At 55.6% G+C, this 19,213-nt stretch carries 20 protein-coding genes; 4 read left to right on the forward strand and 16 right to left on the reverse strand.

Annotated features, from left to right (window positions below):
- Positions 1 to 14: 14 nt before the first annotated feature.
- Together Electrica_RS16975 and Electrica_RS16980 are read right to left on the reverse strand one after the other, a co-directional pair.
- Positions 15 to 1,319, reverse strand: a complete 1,305-nt coding sequence (locus tag Electrica_RS16975; RefSeq protein ID WP_165785372.1) for a four-carbon acid sugar kinase family protein — start codon at positions 1,317 to 1,319, stop codon at positions 15 to 17.
- A 29-nt stretch (positions 1,320 to 1,348) separates the two neighbouring features.
- Positions 1,349 to 2,068: a DeoR/GlpR family DNA-binding transcription regulator gene (locus tag Electrica_RS16980; RefSeq protein WP_141965019.1), complete on the reverse strand. Its 720-nt coding sequence runs from the start codon at positions 2,066 to 2,068 to the stop codon at positions 1,349 to 1,351.
- A 66-nt stretch (positions 2,069 to 2,134) separates the two neighbouring features.
- Here Electrica_RS16980 and Electrica_RS16985 point away from each other — a divergent pair, with 66 nt between their 5' ends.
- Positions 2,135 to 3,241, forward strand: a complete 1,107-nt coding sequence (locus Electrica_RS16985) for a KpsF/GutQ family sugar-phosphate isomerase (protein ID WP_228267378.1) — start codon at positions 2,135 to 2,137, stop codon at positions 3,239 to 3,241.
- A gap of 103 nt (positions 3,242 to 3,344) precedes the next feature.
- Positions 3,345 to 4,076 carry an arginine ABC transporter substrate-binding protein ArtJ gene (gene artJ, locus Electrica_RS16990; protein WP_131048298.1) on the forward strand — a complete coding sequence of 244 codons (732 nt, stop codon included), beginning with the start codon at positions 3,345 to 3,347 and terminating at the stop codon, positions 4,074 to 4,076.
- Between the two features lie 77 nt (positions 4,077 to 4,153).
- Here artJ and Electrica_RS16995 read toward each other — a convergent pair whose 3' ends face one another.
- From Electrica_RS16995 to Electrica_RS17050, 12 genes are all read right to left on the reverse strand, one after another.
- Positions 4,154 to 5,632, reverse strand: a complete 1,479-nt coding sequence (locus Electrica_RS16995; protein WP_100683990.1) for a sensor histidine kinase — start codon at positions 5,630 to 5,632, stop codon at positions 4,154 to 4,156.
- Entirely contained in the window at positions 5,629 to 6,345 is a 717-nt protein-coding gene (locus Electrica_RS17000) for a response regulator transcription factor (RefSeq protein ID WP_100683991.1), read from the reverse strand. Before Electrica_RS17000 ends, Electrica_RS16995 begins: the two co-directional genes overlap by 4 nt.
- A 78-nt stretch (positions 6,346 to 6,423) precedes the next feature.
- The gene (rlmC, locus tag Electrica_RS17005; RefSeq protein WP_141965020.1) at positions 6,424 to 7,554 is read right to left on the reverse strand and encodes a 23S rRNA (uracil(747)-C(5))-methyltransferase RlmC; all 1,131 of its coding nucleotides are present in this window, start codon (positions 7,552 to 7,554) and stop codon (positions 6,424 to 6,426) included.
- Positions 7,555 to 7,596: 42 nt separating this feature from the next.
- Positions 7,597 to 8,070, reverse strand: coding sequence for a YbjO family protein (locus Electrica_RS17010; protein WP_100683993.1), 474 nt, complete (start codon positions 8,068 to 8,070; stop codon positions 7,597 to 7,599).
- A 75-nt stretch (positions 8,071 to 8,145) separates the two neighbouring features.
- A complete protein-coding gene (gene potI / locus Electrica_RS17015; protein WP_004859959.1) occupies positions 8,146 to 8,991 on the reverse strand; it encodes a putrescine ABC transporter permease PotI in 846 nt (281 codons plus the stop codon).
- A complete protein-coding gene (gene potH, locus Electrica_RS17020) occupies positions 8,988 to 9,941 on the reverse strand; it encodes a putrescine ABC transporter permease PotH (protein WP_131048295.1) in 954 nt (317 codons plus the stop codon). The genes potI and potH overlap by 4 nt, the downstream gene beginning before the upstream one ends.
- Positions 9,942 to 9,951: 10 nt before the next feature.
- Positions 9,952 to 11,085: a putrescine ABC transporter ATP-binding subunit PotG gene (gene potG / locus Electrica_RS17025; protein WP_100683996.1), complete on the reverse strand. Its 1,134-nt coding sequence runs from the start codon at positions 11,083 to 11,085 to the stop codon at positions 9,952 to 9,954.
- Between the two features lie 187 nt (positions 11,086 to 11,272).
- Positions 11,273 to 12,385 carry a spermidine/putrescine ABC transporter substrate-binding protein PotF gene (gene potF, locus Electrica_RS17030; protein WP_100683997.1) on the reverse strand — a complete coding sequence of 371 codons (1,113 nt, stop codon included), beginning with the start codon at positions 12,383 to 12,385 and terminating at the stop codon, positions 11,273 to 11,275.
- 348 nt (positions 12,386 to 12,733) lie between these two features.
- Positions 12,734 to 13,213, reverse strand: a complete 480-nt coding sequence (locus tag Electrica_RS17035) for a type III secretion system chaperone family protein (RefSeq protein WP_131048294.1) — start codon at positions 13,211 to 13,213, stop codon at positions 12,734 to 12,736.
- Between the two features lie 88 nt (positions 13,214 to 13,301).
- Positions 13,302 to 14,204: a 30S ribosomal protein S6--L-glutamate ligase gene (gene rimK, locus Electrica_RS17040; protein ID WP_141965021.1), complete on the reverse strand. Its 903-nt coding sequence runs from the start codon at positions 14,202 to 14,204 to the stop codon at positions 13,302 to 13,304.
- Positions 14,205 to 14,317: 113 nt separating this feature from the next.
- Entirely contained in the window at positions 14,318 to 15,040 is a 723-nt protein-coding gene (gene nfsA / locus Electrica_RS17045; RefSeq protein WP_100684000.1) for an oxygen-insensitive NADPH nitroreductase, read from the reverse strand.
- Positions 15,024 to 15,311, reverse strand: a complete 288-nt coding sequence (locus Electrica_RS17050; protein ID WP_131048293.1) for a YbjC family protein — start codon at positions 15,309 to 15,311, stop codon at positions 15,024 to 15,026. The genes nfsA and Electrica_RS17050 overlap by 17 nt, the downstream gene beginning before the upstream one ends.
- A 204-nt stretch (positions 15,312 to 15,515) precedes the next feature.
- On the opposite strand from Electrica_RS17050, the gene Electrica_RS17055 reads away from it, so the two are divergent.
- Entirely contained in the window at positions 15,516 to 15,779 is a 264-nt protein-coding gene (locus Electrica_RS17055) for a GrxA family glutaredoxin (RefSeq protein ID WP_004859945.1), read from the forward strand.
- Positions 15,780 to 15,785: 6 nt separating this feature from the next.
- Here Electrica_RS17055 and Electrica_RS17060 read toward each other — a convergent pair whose 3' ends face one another.
- Positions 15,786 to 16,169 (reverse strand): inner membrane protein YbjM, encoded by a 384-nt coding sequence (locus tag Electrica_RS17060; protein WP_141965022.1) that lies wholly within the window; start codon positions 16,167 to 16,169, stop codon positions 15,786 to 15,788.
- Between the two features lie 268 nt (positions 16,170 to 16,437).
- Here Electrica_RS17060 and Electrica_RS17065 point away from each other — a divergent pair, with 268 nt between their 5' ends.
- Positions 16,438 to 18,123 (forward strand): aspartate:alanine antiporter, encoded by a 1,686-nt coding sequence (locus Electrica_RS17065; RefSeq protein ID WP_100684090.1) that lies wholly within the window; start codon positions 16,438 to 16,440, stop codon positions 18,121 to 18,123.
- A gap of 462 nt (positions 18,124 to 18,585) precedes the next feature.
- Here Electrica_RS17065 and Electrica_RS17070 read toward each other — a convergent pair whose 3' ends face one another.
- Positions 18,586 to 19,134 (reverse strand): TetR/AcrR family transcriptional regulator, encoded by a 549-nt coding sequence (locus Electrica_RS17070; protein WP_131048291.1) that lies wholly within the window; start codon positions 19,132 to 19,134, stop codon positions 18,586 to 18,588.
- Positions 19,135 to 19,213: the final 79 nt, after the last annotated feature.

A 19,213-nucleotide genomic window follows, 5' to 3' on the forward strand; every position in this document is an offset into this window, starting at 1 on the left:
AACTCCTTTTATATTTACACAGTTTCGGTAATGGCAGTGTTACCCGAGACTTTCGTCACTAAATAATCAATGCAGTGCACCAGAGTATTATCATTCCCGACAAATCCGCCTTTGGTAATTAATGGCAGCCCATCAGCCAGTCCGCCAACTAACTTTCCATAGACGGCCAGCGGCTCAACTTCGTCTTTTAATACTACGCCACTGCCTTTTAATCGTTTGGTTATACTGACCATCACATCGCCGCCGCTACCGTAGAGTCCGCTGATCGGCGATTTTTCTTTCTTCAACACCTGAGCCACGACTTCGGCGATACCGCTATTAATCATGCAGCTGACCTGATGATTGTCGACCGCAAATTTTTTAGCGAGCGTTTCTAGCCTGAATATATGCTCAGGGGCCTCGACAGAATCAATGCCGACCACATCACAGGTCCGGGTTTTATCAATTAACCGGTCAACGAGCTGGGCGGCATTTTCCGGGTGAAGAGAAAAATTAATTAACTCTTCTGCCGACAGCGTTTCAATATACACTTCGCGCTCGTAGCGTAATTTTTTTATTTGCCGCTGGGTTAAATCAGAAACGCTGCCAATGGCCAGAAAAACTTTATTGGTCCGCCTGCGTCCGGATGAAAATTTTAACCATGCGAGCTGCGCGGTGAACACGCCGGGGTCAACGCAAAAACAGGGAATTTTTGCTTTCTGTACCGCCTGGGCTATCTGCTGAATATCATCGCCGGTTGTCGCATCGATGATGACAATACGCACGTTAGCGCAATACAACTCCTTCAGTTTTTTAGTCAGCGTGATTTCGCCACGCAACACATCGCGCAGACAAATATAGCTGACGTTTTTATTGGTCTGCTGGCGGAACAATTCCACCACCGACGATTCCAGCATGGGGTTTTTAGGATCGTTGCGCATTGCGGTATTCTGTAGCGGAATGCCATCCACCAGCAGCGAGCCTCCCACACAAATACGCCCGCTGGAGGGATAAACGGGGACGACGATAGCCATCAGATGGGGGAAGCTATCGATGACCGCATCAACTTCAGCGCCCAAATTACCGCGCAGCGTTGAATCAATGCGCTTACTGATCAACGTCTGTTCGGGGTTAATCCGCGCGACGCATTCCGCTACCCGCCTGTAGGCTTCAACAGAGGAAACAGAGCGGGAATCTGTAGAAAATGAAACCACATCAAAGCGCTGCGCCTCTTCAGCGTCGTTATCCAGACAGGTCATGGTCGTAAACCCTTTGGTACTTAACAGCGCGGCGGTCGCATTTGCGCCGGTTAAATCGTCCGCAATTATTGCAATTTTCACAGTGCTTCCCTCTCCGTATCGGGTTGATGTCACCTCATCAGCGAATCGCTATTGACGATGACCTGACTGAATTCCGCCAAATCGGTTATTTTGTAATGGCAGAAGACATTTCGTTTACTCTCATCCACCAGCAGGACTGACTTTGCGGCACGGCTCATTGCCATCCACTTGCAGTCCGCTTTACTTTGCGTGGTCGTCATTGCGCCATAATTCTCATCAAAACCATCGGCCCCGATAAAAGCGAGGTCGGTATAATGCTCGCTCAGGTAACGCAGCGTCTCGGTACAATAGGCTGAGCGGCTTTCCCTGACTAACTCACCGGGGCAAATAAACAATTTAATGTTGGGTCGGTCATTCAAAATATAGGCGGTAGAAATATCGTTAGTGATCACCGTTAGTGGAATATCTATTAACCAGGCCAGCTGTTTCACCGTGGTACCACCGTCCATAAAAACAATCTCGCCAGGACGCAAGAGTTTATAGGCCTGGAGCGCTACCTCTTTCTTCCATGCAATATTGTGCTGCGCTTTATCTTTATATTCCGGACTTTCGTTAATGAATCCCTTAATAATTTGCCCACCGAATATAACCTTGACCCGCCCGTTCTTCTGGAGTTCCTCAACATCACGGCGAATTGTCATATGTGAAACTGTAAAGTATTCAGCTAACTGGTTAATAGTAGTGGAATGATTAACGTCAAGCATCTCAATAATACGACGCACCCTTTGCGTTTTTGAATAGCGTGTCATGACATTATCTCGCTGAGTGTTAGCTTCACTCGATTTTTAAGCTAACCGTTTTTTAAATATGGAGATGTGAATAAAATCACAAATTCACAGTTCATTCACTCAATCACAAAATTAAAAGAGTATTGTGATCGGGCCTACCATAATAACGATAAACGACTAAAGGAACTCGTTATGAATAATAAAACAAGAAACATTCAGGAATTAATTAATCGAGGCCGTAACGTATTGCATGAAGAAGCAAAGGCAATAATTAGTGCAACCTCTAATATTAATGAGAGCTTTGCACAAGCGATAAATATTATATTAAATGCACCGGGCAAGGTGGTGCTAAGCGCAATGGGCAAACCCGGCTATATCGCGCATAAGATTTCGGCCACCCTCGCCAGCACCGGCACTCCCTCATTTTATCTGCACCCGGGCGAAGCGCTGCACGGCGACCTGGGAAGAGTCAGCCGCGAAGATGTCGTGATCCTTATCTCCAACAGCGGCGAAACGACCGAAGTCGTCAATATGCTCCCCGCGCTCAAGCGAACAGGCGTGCCCATTATTGCGATATGCGGAACCCCTGACTCCCTCCTGGCAAAATACAGCGACGTGGTTATTTCCGCTCAGGTTGAGCACGAATGCTGCCCCCTGGATCTTGCCCCGACAACCAGCACCACCCTGGCGTTGGCTATCGGAGACGCCCTTGCCGTGACCCTGATGCAAGAGCGAAACTTCAGCAAAGAGGCGTTTGCCCTCTACCATCCCGGCGGTTCGCTCGGCAGGAGGCGGCTATTAACGGTCGGGAAAGCAATGCGCAGCGGCGAAAAAGCCTGTCTTATCGGTCGGGAGTCGACGATACTCGATGCGCTGTTTATCATGACCCGCTATCTCTCCGGGGCAGCGCTGATTGTCAATGGCCGCAATGAACTGGAAGGCATTATTACCGACGGTGATATCCGCCGCTATATCATGTACAACAACCTCTTCTTACAGACCCCGGTGAGGGAGCTGATGAACCCTTTCGCGACCTGCATTGGTCAACACCAGTTAATTGATGAGGCGATCAGGACCATGGAGCAGCATCAGCCGGCTCCCGTCAGCGTACTGCCGGTGATTAACGACGACAAGCAGGTTGTCGGATTGCTGCATTTAACCGATCTCCTGAACATATTTCCAGCAGAAAACTAAATAAAAATACATTTATATTGAATATAAATTCATTTTTTGGCATGGTGATTCCACGTCAGGAAACGACGAACGACCATAATATTGACAGACGGGAGCAACACGCATGAAGAAGTTACTGTTAGCCGCAATGTTCGCCACTACCGCATTTAACGCGGCCGCAGCAGAGAAGATCAGCTTCGGCGTTTCGGCGACCTACCCTCCTTTTGAATCCATGGATGCTAACAATCAGATCGTCGGTTTCGATCTGGATCTGGCGAAAGCACTGTGCAAACAGATGCAGGCTGACTGTACCTTTACCAACCACGCTTTCGATAGCCTGATCCCGGCGCTGAAATTTAAAAAATATGACGCGGTGATTTCCGGCATGGACATTACCCCGGAGCGCAGCAAGCAGGTCGCCTTTACCGATCCGTACTACGCTAACTCGGCGCTGGTTATCGCTAAAAAAGACGCCTTCCACTCCTTTGCCGATCTGAAAGGCAAACGTATTGGCATGGAAAACGGCACTACCCACCAGAAATATCTGCAGGACAAACATCCGGAAGTCAAAACCGTCGCCTATGATAGCTATCAGAACGCGATTATCGACCTGAAAAATGGCCGTATTGACGGGGTGTTTGGCGATACCGCGGTGGTGAATGAGTGGCTGAAGACCAACCCACAGCTGGGCGTCGCCACGCCTAAAGTGACCGACCCGCAATACTTCGGCACCGGCCTCGGCATCGCGGTACGTCCGGACAACAAGGCGCTGCTGGAAAAACTCAATGGCGCGCTGAAAGCGATTAAAGCGGACGGCACGTATCAGAAAATCAGCAATCAGTGGTTCCCGCAGTAATCCTCCGCTGACCCGGGGCGCCATGTCTGCTCCGGGTCGCTCTCCCCGGCCAGTACGTCACGAACGGGGAACCCACGCTATGAGCGCAACGGCAGGGTAAAGCGGAAGCTGGCCCCTGCCGGCACATCCACCAGGTGAATATCACCGCCGTGCAGTTGCAGCATCCGCCGCACAATCATCAGCCCCAACCCGCCTCGTGATTCCGGGCTCTGGCCGGGCTCCAGCACCGAAGGCCTCTCAAACAATGTGGCCCGCAGCTCGCCAGCAACGCCGGGACCGCTATCGGCGACGTCAACCACCATCTCCGCCCCCTGCTGACGGGCCGTCAGGCTGATATTGCCGCCATCCGGCGTATGGCGAATCGCGTTATCCAGCAAATTGGTCAACACCCGCTCCATCATCGATAAATCCGCCACCACCGGCGGCAATCCCCCGGCCAGCGAGAGCTGTAAGCGGATATGGCGGGTGGCAATCGCCAGGTCGAACTTCTGCGCCACGTCCTGAACCAGCTCCGCCAGCACAAATTTCTCCGGCTGCAGCTTGATGCCGCCATGCTCAAGGCGCGCCAGCTCAAACAACTGCTGGGAAAGAGAGCGGACTTTATTCCCCTGGCGCAGCGCAATATTGAGGTAGCGTTTGCTTTCTTCCGCACTCAGCCGATCGGCTTTCAGCGTCAGCGTCTCGAGATAGCCCAGCAGCGACGTCAGCGGAGTGCGCAGATCGTGAGAAATATTGGCGATAAACTCACGCCGCTGGCGATCGCTGTCAGCTAGCCGATCCCACTGTCCGGCGATCTGCCGGGCCAGGTCGATAAACCGGTTATGCAGGATCGCCACTTCATTCCCCGGATGCGGATCCGGCGCTTGCGCCGCCAGCAGTTTAATCGCCCCGATGCTGTCTTCTCCGGGGATCCCCACCTGCGCGGTTAGCTGGCGTACCGGGCGCGTCACCCAATACCAGGCCAGTCCGCCGGCCAGCAGACCAAACAGGGCCACCAGCAGCAGCGTCCAGACAAGCAGGCTTCCCAGCGTCTTCTGCCAGGCGCTGGCCGCCAGCTCATTAAAGGTTTCCCCTTGCAGGATAATATAGAGATAGCCGCGCAGCTGGCCGTCGACATTCAGCGGCGCCACGCTGAACACCTTGCGCTGATCCTGGCTACGCGGATCGTCGCCGTACACCGGCCAGGTGCCACCGGAGAGAAACGTCTGGATCGGCACGATGTCAACGCGCTGGCGTTTGATATGGCCCGGCGGCGCAGCATCCGCCAGCAGCTCGCCGTCAGGAGAGACCAGATAGAGCTCGACGCTGGGATTGAAGACCATCAGCCGGTCGAAAAGCGGTTTCAGCGCCTCGCGATTAACCTGGCCCCGCGCATCGAGCAGCGGTTCACGGGCAACAATCTGCTGCGCCAGCCCGACCGAAAGACGCTGGACCATCGCATTACCGTATTGCGCGCTGCTGTACAGCTGAACCACGCAGACCGCCGCCGCGCAAAGCAGCAGCAGCGAAGTGAACACCAACGCCAGGCGCTGGCTCAGGCTTAAGCGACGCATCATTGCCCGGCTCCTTTACGCGCGGGCGCGAATTTATAGCCCTTGCCCCAGACCGTCAGAATGATTTCCGGCTCCGCCGGGTCGCGTTCGATTTTACTGCGCAGGCGGTTGATATGCGTATTGACCGTATGCTCATAGCCTTCATGCTGGTAGCCCCAGACGCGGTCAAGCAGAGCCAGACGAGAAAAGACCTCGCCGGGATGGCGGGCAAAGTAGTACAGCAGGTCAAATTCGCGCGGCGTCAGATCCACCAGTTCGTCATGCAGTCTGATTTCGCGCGAAAGCGGGTCGATGCTCAGACCGTGGCAATCAATACGCCCGGAATCCATCAGCAAATTGAGCCCCATCGCCTCCTGGCGGCGAAACAGCGCTTTGACTCGCGCAACCAGTTCGATAACCGAAAACGGTTTGGCCAGGTAGTCGTCCGCCCCCATTTCCAGCCCCAGCACGCGGTGCGTCTCGCTGGCGCGGGCGCTGATAATAATCACCGGCAGGTAGCGGGTCATCTGGCGAATGCGCCGGCAAATCTCCAGCCCATCGACATTGGGCAGCATCAGGTCAAGAATCGCCGCATCCCAGCCGCCCTTTTCCAGCTGCACCAGCGCCTGCGCGCCGTCCGCTTCATGCACAATCTGATATCCCTCATCCTGCAGATTTAAACGCAGCAACGCGGCAATATCGTCGTCATCTTCGACCAACAGGATTTTCTTTGCCATGGATAGTGCTCCGCTCATTTCACGCTGTTATGAGTCAAGCTTACCCGATTTACGCCAGCAGAAGAGTTCACATTTTGTTTAAACTTCGCGAACCAGCAGCGTCAGCACTTCGTAGTGGGCGGTATGAGGGAACATATCAAACAGCTGCACCCGCTCAACCCGATAGCCCGGCAGCCGCGCAATATCTTGCGCCATCGTCTGCGCGTTACAGCTGGAGTAGATAATAAAGGGCGGCGCCATACGGCATAAATAGTCGCACAGCTCGCGGCCGATCCCACGGCGCGGCGGGTTGACCAGCACCAGCTCAGGAATCTCGCCCTCCGCGGTGGCAAACTGCGTCGAGTCCAGCGCCTGAAAATGCAGATTGCTCAGGCCCAGTTCAGCGGCAGACTGCTTCGCGCTGGCGATAGCCTCCGGCGCAATCTCAATCCCGGTCAGGCGCATTTGCGGCGTGGCGCAGTGCAGGCCAAAGCCCCCCACTCCGCAGAACAGATCCCACATATGCTTGACCGGCAGCTGGCGCACCCAATCGCGAGCGGTCGCATACAGCTGGCTGGCAACGCTCGGGTTGGTTTGAAAGAAACTCTGCGGGCGGATCCACAGCGGTACGCCGTTAAAGTTCTCCGCCAGCGCCGGCTGCTCGCTTAAGAGAATCTCCTGCTCGCCTTCCATAATGGCCATATGTACCGGCTGAATATTGGCGGTAATCACCTTCAGCTGCGGGAGCTGCGCCTGCAGCCACGGCAGCGCGGTGCGGAGCTGTTCCAGTTTTGTCAGCGAGCGCAGCACAAAACGCAGCATCATGCCGCCATCCAGTTGGCTTTCCGTCAGCAGCAGATACTTCAGCTCGCCGCGCTTGCGGGCGATGTTATAGGGCGTTAACCCGGCGCGGGCGATAAACGGTTTCAGCGCGGCAAAAACCGGCGCAAAACTGGCCGGATAAAGCGGACATTCGGTCAGGTCTTCCGGGCTGCCATCGCGGTGCAACATCCCCAGCAGCGGGCGTTCAACGCTGCCGCTGACCACCATTTTGGCTTTGTTGCGAAAACCGGCTTGCGGGCCGGAAACCGGCTCAAACCATGTCACGACCGGGCTGTCCGCCAACAACGTTCTGAGGTCGGCCATTTTACTGGCGAGCTGTTGTGTTAACGGCCGTTCCAGCCACTGACAGGAGCGACAGCGGCCCGCGTCATAGAGTGCGCAGTGCATAAAAAGACCTTCCAGAAATCAGGGGCGGGGATTGTATCACCGTTATTGCAGTCGGAAAAACCGTCGACACGACGCCGGAACAAACAGCAGCGCCAGCACCAGAAAATCAGGCAGTTTTTGCATCACCAGAGAACGCAGAATTTCACGTTTTGACTCGCCGGCAATACTGAACAGCTCCGGATAGCCATACCCCAGCGAGGCCGCCCAGAGATAACCGGTGACAATAATTTGCGTCAGGAGAAAGATCCAGCGCGCCAGGTTCCGCCCTTTCACCAGTGAAAATGCGCACCAGATCTCAATAAAGACCAGCAGCAGGCTGGAGAGAAATACCAGCGTCAGGGTCCATGTCTGCACGCTACGATGAATAAACGCCTCTATCCCACCGATCCCCAGCTGATTGAGGATCATCAGCAGATCCACGCCGCGAATCAAAATAATGGCGAACGCCGCCACCTGCACCAGCGCAGGAACGTTAAGACGCGCATGAGATGAACGAGTTTTTGTAAACAGTCCCAACGGAAACGTCTTCCATGAAAACGGCGTCGCACCATCGCGACGCCGATACCAGTATTACCGTAGATTTTAGGGGCTTCAGCTGCGTCTTGCACGCTGGATATCGCGCACCCGCTGCTTTTCTGCGCGCGCCATCAAATACCAGGCGATAAAACCAACAATACCGACCACGCCGAGGATTAAGGTTGCCAGGGCGTTGATTTCCGGGTTCACCCCCATACGCACGCTGGAGAAGACCAGCATCGGCAAGGTGGTGGCTCCAGGGCCGGAAACGAAGCTGGCGATGACCAGATCGTCGAGTGATAAGGTAAACGCCAGCAGCCAGCCGGAGATAACCGCTGGCATGATCATCGGCAGGGTAATGATGAAAAAGACCTTCAGCGGCGGCGCGCCTAAATCCATCGCCGCCTCCTCAATAGAGTGGTCCAGTTCACGCAGGCGCGACGAAATCACCACCGCCACATAGGCGGTACAGAAGGTGACGTGCGCCAGCCAGATGGTCAGCATGCCGCGATCCGACGGCCAGCCGATGGCGTGCCCGAGCGCGACAAACAGCAGCAGCAGCGACAGCCCGGTAATGACATCCGGCATCACCAGCGGCGCGGTAATCATAAAGGCAAAGCCGTTCGAACCACGGAAGCGGCCAAAGCGCACCATCACCACCGCGGCAATGGTGCCCAGAATCGCTGCCGCCGTCGCCGCGCAGGTGGCGATAGTCAGACTCAGCCCGACGGCGCTCATCATCGCATCATCATGGAACAACTCGCTGTACCAGCGTGTCGACCAACCCGCCCACACCGTCACCAGCTTCGAGCTGTTGAATGAGTAAATCACCAGCATTAGCATCGGCGCATACAAAAAGGTAAAGCCGAGCACGAGGATTAAAATTCGCCACGGCGAACGGACTACCGGCAAATCATTCATCCATGATCCCCCATCTGTTTTTGCTGATGTTTGTGGAACCACATAATCGGCACGATCAGCAGAAGCAGCATTACGATAGCCACCGCTGAGGCGACCGGCCAGTCGCGGTTATTAAAGAACTCCTGCCACAGAACGCGCCCGATCATAATGCTGTCCGGACCGCCCAGCAGTTCCGGGATCACGAACTCCCCGACCGCCGGGATAAAGACCAGCATTGAACCGGCGATAATCCCGCCTTTGGTCAACGGGACGATCACCTGGAAGAAGGTCTTCAGCGGCCGGGCACCCAGATCCAGCGACGCCTCCACCAGCGAGTAGTCAATCCGCGTCAGCGCGGTATAGATAGGCAGCACCATAAACGGCAGGTAGGCGTATACAATACCGATATAAACGGCCAGATTGGTATGCAGGATCTCCAGCGGCCGATCGATAACCCCGGTCCACAGCAGGAAATTATTCAGTACGCCGTTGCTTTTCAGCAGGCCCATCCACGCATAAACGCGGATCAGGAATGAGGTCCACGACGGCAGGATCACCAGCAGCAGCAGAATATTGCGCGTAGACGGTTTGCTGTGCGCCACCGCCCATGCCAGCGGATAGCCGAGCAGCAGGCAGCAGAATGTCGAAATTCCCGCCACCTGCAGCGACTGCAGATAGGCTTCGAAATAGAGCGGGTCATCGGTCAGTTGCAGGAAATTGCCGAGGTTCAGCGTCAGCGTGAGCTGACCGTCCGCCCACTCCCACAGATCGGTGTAAGGCGGGATCGCTCTCGCCATCTCCGCCAGGCTGATTTTAAAGACGATCAGGAACGGCAGCAGAAACAGCAGAATCAGCCACAGATAGGGCAGCGCGATCACCAGCTTGCGACCATGCGCCATCTGCAAACGCGTGAGCCATCGGGCAAAACCGCCCGTTTTTTTCACCCCGGCCGGTGGTTCTAATATACTCATCGCCCTCTCCTTACACCGTCAGAACAACGCAGCTGTCGGCATCCCAGCACAAACGCACTTCATCGCCCCAGGTTGGCGTGCCCTTGCGGTGGCGGTGTTCGTTCTGCAACTGAGCGCTGATCATCTGTCCGCTTTGCAACCGTACGTGGTAGATAGACAGGTCGCCGAGGTAGGCGATATGTATCACCTCTCCTGTCGCAAAGTTATAGCCATCCGCCGGCGGCTCATCGCAGAGCATAATTTTTTCCGGGCGCAGAGCGACCCACACCGGTACATTGTCGACGATGGAAGCATCAGGGTCGACTTTTAGCGGGTGCGTCAGCCCCGGCGAGCTCAGTACCAGACCATCTTCCAGGCGATCTTTGACCACCCCTTCAAATACGTTGACCGAGCCGATAAATTCCGCGCTGTAGCGGGTGGTCGGATGCTCGTAGATCTCCTCCGGCTCGCCGATTTGCACGAACTTCCCGCGGTTCATAATGGCGATACGTCCCGCCATGGTCATCGCCTCTTCCTGATCGTGGGTCACCATGACGCAGGTGGCCCCCACGCGCTCGAGGATATCCACCACTTCCAGCTGCATGCGGTCACGGAGCTTTTTATCCAGCGCGCCCATCGGCTCATCAAGCAGCAGCAGTTTTGGTCGTTTCGCCAGGCTACGGGCCAGCGCCACGCGCTGACGCTGGCCGCCGGAAAGCTGATGCGGTTTGCGTTTGGCGAACTCCTGCATATGCACCAGCGCCAGCATCTCCTGCACCCGGCTGGCGATTTCAGCTTTCGGCAGCTTGTCTTGTTTCAGGCCAAAGGCAATGTTCTGCTCCACCGTCATATGGGGGAACAGCGCGTAGGACTGAAACATCATATTGATGGGCCGCTGATAGGGCGGCACGCGCGACAGGTCTACGCCATCGAGCATAATTTGCCCGGCCGTCGGCTCCTCAAAGCCGGCCAGCATGCGCAGCAGCGTCGATTTGCCGCAGCCGGATGCGCCCAGCAGCGCGAAGATTTCACCTTTATAAATCGTGAGGTTGACGTCATCGACGGCGTGCTGCCCGTCGAAAGACTTCGTCAGATTACGGATTTCCAGCAGCGGGGTCAGCGCCTTGGGGGTTTTCGCTTGTGGGCGGGGAATTGCGTCGTTCACTCGGGTGCTCTCCGGCAAAAAACTACCACCGTATGGCCCGGTTGCCATACATTGAACTTTACAGTGCAGGTGCACCATCCTGGTGCATGTATTCGCTGCACTTTTATCCGTTTGTTGCCCGGCCGCATGGCGAAACCAGCCGGCCGGGTCAGACCTTTTCAGGCCCGGTGAACCGGGCCATCAGGTTTTATTTCCCGCTTTTGACTTTCGTCCACGCACGTGTGCGTACGCGGTCGATTTTCGGATCCTGCACCTTCAGGGTGAACAGTTTGGCGAACACATCGGCCGGCGGGTAAATAGCCGGGTTATTACGGATGGCTTCGCTCACCAGCGGCGTGGAGGCTTTGTTGCCGTTAGCGTAGTACACCTTATCGCTGATTTTGGCGATCACTTCCGGGCGCATCAGATAGTTAAGGAACTGATAAGCCTCATCTTTATTTTTCGCATCCGCTGGCATCGCGAAGACATCAAAGAACGCCAGCGCCCCCTCTTTGGGAATAAAGTAGGAGACATTCACGCCGTTCTTCGCTTCTTTTGCCCGATTCGCCGCCTGCCAGACATCGCCAGCCCAGCCGATGGCGACGCAAATATCGCCGTTAGCAAGGTCGTTAATGTATTGCGAAGAGTGGAAGTAGCGGATATTCGGCCGCAGTTTCAGCAGCAGATCGGTCGCCGGGCCGGTGTAATCATCGGCTTTTGTGCTGTTCGGGTCTTTGCCCAGATAGTTCAGGACGGTGGCGAAAATCTCTTCCGGCGCATCGAGGAAGGAGACGCCGCAGCTTTTCAGTTTTTCAAGGTTCTCCGGCTTAAGCACCAGATCCCAGCTATTCAGCGGCGCATCTTTACCGAGCACGGCTTTCACTTTATCGACGTTATAGCCAATGCCGGTAGTCGCCCACAGGTACGGCACCGCGTACTTGTTATCCGGGTCGTGTTTGGCGACCAGCTTGAGGACTTCCGGGTCAAGATTCTTCCAGTTTGGCAGCTTGCTCTTGTCCAGCGGCTGGAAGACGCCTGCCGCCAGCTGACGTTCAAGGAAGCTGGCGGACGGGACCACCAGGTCAAAACCGGTGCTGCCCGCCATTAATTTGCCTTCCAGCACTTCGTTGGAATCAAAAACGTCGTACACCACTTTAATGCCGGTCTCTTTTTCAAAATTTGCCACCGTATCCGGCGCAATATAATCAGACCAGTTATAAACATGCAGGGTTTTTTGTTCAGCGGCGAGTGAACCGGCAGAGACGGCCATCAACGCACCCGTAACCAGACCTGTTAACCATTTTTTACCAAAGGCGGTCATATCTCTTTTTCCTTCTCAATGCCCGTTAACAAGCGGGCTTAATATACGCACTTGTCTGCATGCAATAATCATGCATATTTTCTCATTGCCTAAGAAAAGGAGAGAGGTCCTCTCCCGGAATGGTTGCCCGCAACTGGAAGCATCGTCAGAATAACTGTAGCCAGAATAAGAGGCTATAGCCCAGGTAAAATAACGCCTTTTATCAATTTTTTATGCAATAACGGTCTACGTGATAAGCCAAAAGCGGCTGAATGGCGGTGAAAAATTCTTTAACGGAAGGTGAAATGCAGAATAAAAGCACGTAATACGCAGCCGCTATGGCAGTGGCTGCGCTATTCATCGACAGGTTTAGTGAAGAAAATGGTGCTGAATATCTTCCGCGGCGTACTCTTCTTCTTCGGCTTTATAGAGCACCTGGTTGGCTGCCGCTTCAAGGATAACCATAGAGATCTGCTCTTCGCTCTGGCGGAAGAACCAGCCAAACTGTTCGACGCTAATACCGACGCCGACGGATAGCGCCTGGCACACCACCAGTTTGGGCAGATTGTCATCCTGAATATCGAGGAAGGCTTTGACGGTCAACGAACTGGCGTTAATTGCCGAAAGATCCGCGGCAAGCCCGAGCAGCGCCGAAGGCTTCACTTCTGCCAGCGCCGAAAAGAGCACGACGTTATCCACCAGATCGAGCTTCGCATCAAAAATGCCGTCGAAATTCTGCATATGCGGCAGATGCAAGGCCTGGCAGGAATCACACTCAAAGAAGTTGATACCTAACTCATCGAGCCAGTGACGTAGCGTATCCAGACCCGGAACGACCAGTGAATCCATATGACCTGTGACCTCTTACTGTAGAAAAACGACGCCATAGCTTACGCAAAAAACGCAGCGCATACCATGAAAGTGTCGCCCGCGCCGGTTATCCGCCCATTTTCAGACAAAATTCTGGCGTGGCCTGACGCTCAATCCAGGCGATCATGCGCCCGGCGATATCAATTCCGGTAGTGGTTTCAATGCCTTCCAGGCCCGGAGAAGCGTTCACTTCCATCACCAGCGGCCCACGGGTCGCGCGAAGGATATCCACCCCGGCGACATCCAGCCCCAGGGTTTGCGCCGCCCTGATGGCCATCTCACGTTCCTGATCGCTGATCGTGGCCGCCGTCGCCACCCCGCCGCGGTGCAGGTTAGAGCGGAAATCGCCCTCTTTCGCCCGCCGCTCGATAGCCGCCACCACTTCATTACCCACGACCAGACAGCGCAGATCCCGCCCTTTCGCCTCGGCGATATATTCCTGAACCAGAATATGCGCGTTCAGGCCGCGGAAGGCGTCAATCACGCTCTCTGCCGCCTGGCGGGTCTCCGCCAGCACCACGCCAATGCCCTGGGTCCCCTCCACCAGTTTAACCACCAGCGGCGCGCCGCCAACCATGGCAATCAGGTCGCTGGTGTCGTCCGGGGAGTGCGCAATGCCGGTCAGCGGCAGATCGATCCCCTGGCGCGCCAGCAATTGCAGCGAGCGCAGCTTATCGCGGGCGCGGGTTATCGCCACCGATTCATTGAGCGGATAGCTACCGAGCAGTTCAAACTGACGAAGGGCGGCGGTTCCGTAATAGGTAATCGCGGAACCAATGCGTGGGATCACGGCATCAAAATGCGGGAGCTGACGTCCTTTATAGTGCATCGATGAGGCCACCGGACTCACGTTCATATAGCAGGAAAGCGGATCGAGGATTTCCACCTGGTGGCCGCGTTTTTGCGCGGCTTCACGCAGGCGACGACAGGAATAAAGCGTTCCATCCCGGGATAATATAGCAATTTTCACCCTGCACCTCTGCAACAAGGCCCGCTCCGGCGGGCCTGCAATATGTTAATTGCGCCACGACCGCCCGCTCCGCCAAATAGCGGGGCGGGAAGCAGGCAGCAGTGTACACGTAATCAGCGCGTTGCCCACCCCTGCTTATGCAGATATTCGAGAATAAACGGGCGACTTTCCTTAATGATGGTACGGCGAATATGGTCGCTCCAGGTATCGCGGCGGGTGTTGCTGCCGCGCGACAGGTAGTATTGCGCCATCTGCTCATCATATTGCGCCAGCACTGCCTCATCCACCGGCTGGTACGTATTTTCATGCACCAGCATAGCTGCGGGCATGCGCGGCTTCACGTCCGGATTATCGGCAGGCCATCCCAGGCACAGGCCAAACAGCGGCAGGACGTGCTGCGGCAGCTTCAGCAGTTCGGTCACCCCTTCGATACTATTGCGGATCCCGCCGATATAGACGCCGCCGAGGCCCAGAGATTCGGCGGCGACCAGCGCATTTTGCGCCATCATTGCGGTATCCACCGCGCCCAGCAGCAGCTGTTCGGCGAGCCCCAGCCGGGCATCCGGACAGATTTGCAGCAGGCGGTTAAAGTCGGCGCAAAAGACCCAGAACTCCGCCGCGCGCGCAACGTGCTGCTGGCCGCCGCTCATCGTAACCAGCTGCTGACGAAGCTGAGGATCGGTGACGCGAATAATGGAGCTGCATTGTAAAAAGCTCGAGCTTGAAGCACCCTGCGCGCTGGCGATGATAGCTTCGCGCTGTTCGTCGCCAATCGGCGCATCGGTAAAGTGGCGGATGGAACGGTGGCTACGCAGCAGATCAATGGTCGGCGTCATCTTGTTTTTCTCTGTCTGATGAAGAAGTGGGTTCCGGAGTGTGGGTCAGCTGTGGCGCGACGATCCTGGCCATTCGCCACATTAATGCTATCGCGGCCGGGAGCATCAGCAGGATCCCGGCGAAGATCATCAGCATCGCCGCCGTCGGGCTGGAAAACGGCGCCGGCAGCTGCAGGTACTGATTGAGCGAGAGCCAGGCGAGGGTCAACAGCACAATCCCGATGACCTCTACCAGCAGAACGCTTTTCGGCAAAACGGCAGGCGATCGCATAGCACTCCTCCAGTCAATGTTTTGCGCGCGGCCTTCTGGCTCATCGCGCGCGGCAGACACAGTATAATAATTTAACCACGAAGGCAGTTATCAAACATAGCCTTAAACCATCGAAGAAAAAGGCAGAACCTTCTTTTCCTCGCCGACATAACGCGGCATCATAGCCGCCATTCGCCACCCGGCTGAGATTTAAGGAGAGAAAGTATGTTTACCGTTATTTTTGGTCGCCCTGGTTGCCCGTATTGCGTACGCGCCAAAGAGCTGGCAGAGAAACTGACCAATGAACGCGATGATTTCAACTATCGCTATGTTGATATCCACGCCGAAGGCATCAGCAAGAGCGACCTGGAAAAGACCGTAGGCAAACCGGTTGAGACCGTTCCGCAGATTTTTGTCGATCAAAAACATATCGGCGGCTGCACCGATTTTGAAGCCTGGGCGAAAGAGAATCTCGGTCTGTTTGCCTGAGCCGACTCATTCCTCTGACGAATGATTGCGTCTGGTATCCAGCCAGGCGCAGATAAACAAAAAGCACAGCGCCCCCAGCGCGCACCAGAACACCGCGCTAAACAACCACGCCAGCTGCTGCCAGAAGGTACGCTGAGCCGCAAAAAAAAGCCGCATGATCAGCAGACAGACAGGGGTTGCAAGAATCGCCCCCACCAGCGGTTGGATGACGCGCCGCCCCGGAGAGAGACAGCTGGCGGCCGCACCGGGCAGCAAAAAGCAGAGCAGTCCCACTTCAGGATGACCGGTAGCCCGAAAGACGTCTTTCATATGCAGTAACAGCAGTAAACACACTACGATAAACAGAAAGAACCCACAGGTAATACCCACCCAGGCACGCTCATATTTCACAACATCCTCCTGATTCTGCTTCTAACCCACTTAACTTTCGCCCAGTCAGATAAAGCATTCCGGCAATCCATGCCAATTTAGCCCCCACCGGCGTAAAAACGATTGTGACTAGCCGCAGCATCCAGGAAGGATTAAACTACCGGCTCTGTTTTTACTGGTTATAACGGGATGCCAGAACAGGGTTCGGGACAACGCGAACACTGGACCAACCTTAGACCAAATAACCATTTCCTTCAACAACTTACTAGTAAATGAGAAGTTGGCTTTCGTGAATATAAACGTCGCAGATTTGTTAAACGGGAATTACATCCTGTTATTATTCGTTGTACTTGCCCTGGGGCTTTGTCTCGGGAAACTTCGCCTCGGGTCGGTACAACTTGGTAATTCTATTGGCGTTTTAGTGGTTTCATTATTATTAGGTCAGCAGCATTTCAGTATTAACACTGATGCGCTAAATCTGGGCTTTATGCTGTTTATTTTTTGCGTTGGCGTGGAAGCGGGTCCCAACTTTTTTTCTATTTTTTTCCGCGACGGAAAAAACTATCTGATGCTCGCCCTGGTGATGGTCGGCAGCGCGATGCTGCTGGCGATGGGGCTGGGAAAACTGTTCGGCTGGGACATCGGCCTGACCGCCGGGATGCTCGCCGGTGCCATGACCTCAACGCCGGTGCTGGTCGGTGCGGGGGATACGCTTCGCCACTTTGGCCTGCCCAGCGATCGGCTGGCACTCTCCCTCGACCACCTGAGTCTGGGCTACGCCCTGACCTATCTGATTGGTCTCGTCAGTCTGATCGTTGGCGCGCGCTATATGCCGAAGCTGCAGCATCAGGATCTGCAAACCAGCGCCCAGCAGATTGCGCGTGAACGCGGGCTCGATACCGACTCCAAACGTAAAGTCTACCTGCCGGTGATCCGCGCCTATCGCGTCGGCCCGGAGCTGGTCGCCTGGGCTGATGGTAAAAATCTGCGCGAGCTGGGGATTTACCGGCAAACCGGCTGCTACATCGAGCGTATTCGCCGTAACGGCATTCTGGCGAACCCGGATGGCGATGCCGTCCTGCAGATGGGCGATGATATCGCGCTGGTAGGTTACCCGGACGCCCATGCCCGCCTTGATCCCAGCTTCCGTAACGGCAAAGAGGTCTTCGACCGCGACCTGCTGGATATGCGCATCGTCACCGAAGAGATCGTGGTGAAAAACCACAACGCCGTAGGCCGCCGTCTGGCGCAGCTGAAGCTCACCGATCACGGCTGCTTCTTAAACCGCGTCATTCGCAGCCAGATTGAAATGCCTATCGACGATAACGTGGTGCTCAACAAAGGCGACGTATTACAGGTCAGCGGCGATGCGCGACGCGTGAAAACCGTTGCCGACCGCATCGGCTTTATCTCCATTCACAGCCAGGTGACCGACCTGCTCGCCTTCTGCGCCTTCTTTATCGTCGGCCTGATGATCGGCATGATCACCTTCCAGTTTAGCTCTTTCAGCTTTGGTATCGGTAACGCGGCGGGGCTGCTGTTTGCCGGGATCATGCTCGGCTTCCTGCGCGCCAACCACCCGACCTTCGGCTACATTCCGCAGGGCGCGCTGAATATGGTGAAAGAGTTCGGCCTGATGGTGTTTATGGCCGGGGTCGGTCTGAGCGCCGGCGCCGGGATTGGTCACGGCCTGGGCACCATCGGCGGCCAGATGCTGGCGGCGGGTCTTATCGTCAGCCTGGTGCCGGTGGTGATTTGCTTCTTGTTTGGCGCCTATGTGCTGCGCATGAACCGCGCGATGTTGTTTGGCGCCATGATGGGGGCGCGTACCTGCGCCCCGGCGATGGAAATCATCAGCGACACCGCGCGCAGCAACATTCCGGCGCTGGGCTATGCGGGTACGTATGCGATTGCCAACGTGCTGCTGACTCTCGCGGGGACGCTGATTGTCATCATCTGGCCAGGGCTACAGTAAATATTTAAGAAAAAATGGGACAGAGGCAGAACTTTTCTCTTGGCCGTCAGTCATAAGTAGTGCCACTGCTTTTCTTTGATGTCCCCATTTTGTGGAGCCCATCAACCCCGCCATTTTGGTTCAAGGTTGATGGGTTTTTTGTTGCCTGAATTTTATGACCTTTAAAATTATTCAGTTACCACCACCGGGCAGTACCAGTGGCGGTAGCGCGACCACCACCACCCCATCAGCCGGGTATCTTCCCATGTGCATGCTCCTCACCCCATTTCTGTTGTCCCAGGCTTTATGGAGACGTGCCCCCTCTGAACCACCGGTTGATGTACACTGATACGCCGGGTGAAGCGCCAGTGTTACACGCACAATCCGCCAGGAACAAGATGACCCGTTCGCGACGCCTCGCCACTTTCCTGCTGACTCCACAATGTTTATTTCGAAGTTCTCCGCGTGCAGCGCGTTATTGGGCTATTGCCCCTCTCCGGCCAGCCGTCCGACCATCAGGCGGATAGCCTGCTTTGAGAGCGGCGCGCTATCGGTGACAAAATGCAGGGTCATTCCTTCGATAAACGCATCCAGCCCGCGAGCCGTCTCCGGTTCAAACCACTGCTCCAGGGTTTGCTGGCTGCGCTGCATCCAGTGCTGCATCACCGCCTTCAGCGCCGGCTGGCTGCTGCAAAACGCATACAGCTGATACATCAACTCCATATTTCGCGCGGTCGTCACCTGGGCGCTGAAGATCAGCTCGGCAATGGCATCGCAGGCCTCTTCACGGCTGCTGACCGCGGTAAAAAACTGCTGGTACTGCGCGGACATATCGCGGGTAAAAATGCGAAACGCCTCTTCTATCAGCGCGTCAATGCCGCTGAAATAGTAGGTCAGCGAGCCTAGCGGAACCTCCGCGCAGCTGGCAATTTTACGATGGGTGACCGCGTGGATCCCGTGGGCGGCAATGGTATCCAGCGTCGCCTGCAAAATGCGCTCCCGGCGCTGCGGATCGTTCGGTCGACGGGCCATATCTTTCCTCTTAGTCGCTGTCATGCGCATGCTGTCGGCAGCAATGTCGCGCTCCCTGGCGCCCGGTCCTTGCCCGAAT

Origin of the sequence: Klebsiella electrica, from assembly GCF_006711645.1 — a bacterium.
In the GTDB taxonomy this organism is placed as follows: domain Bacteria; phylum Pseudomonadota; class Gammaproteobacteria; order Enterobacterales; family Enterobacteriaceae; genus Klebsiella; species Klebsiella electrica.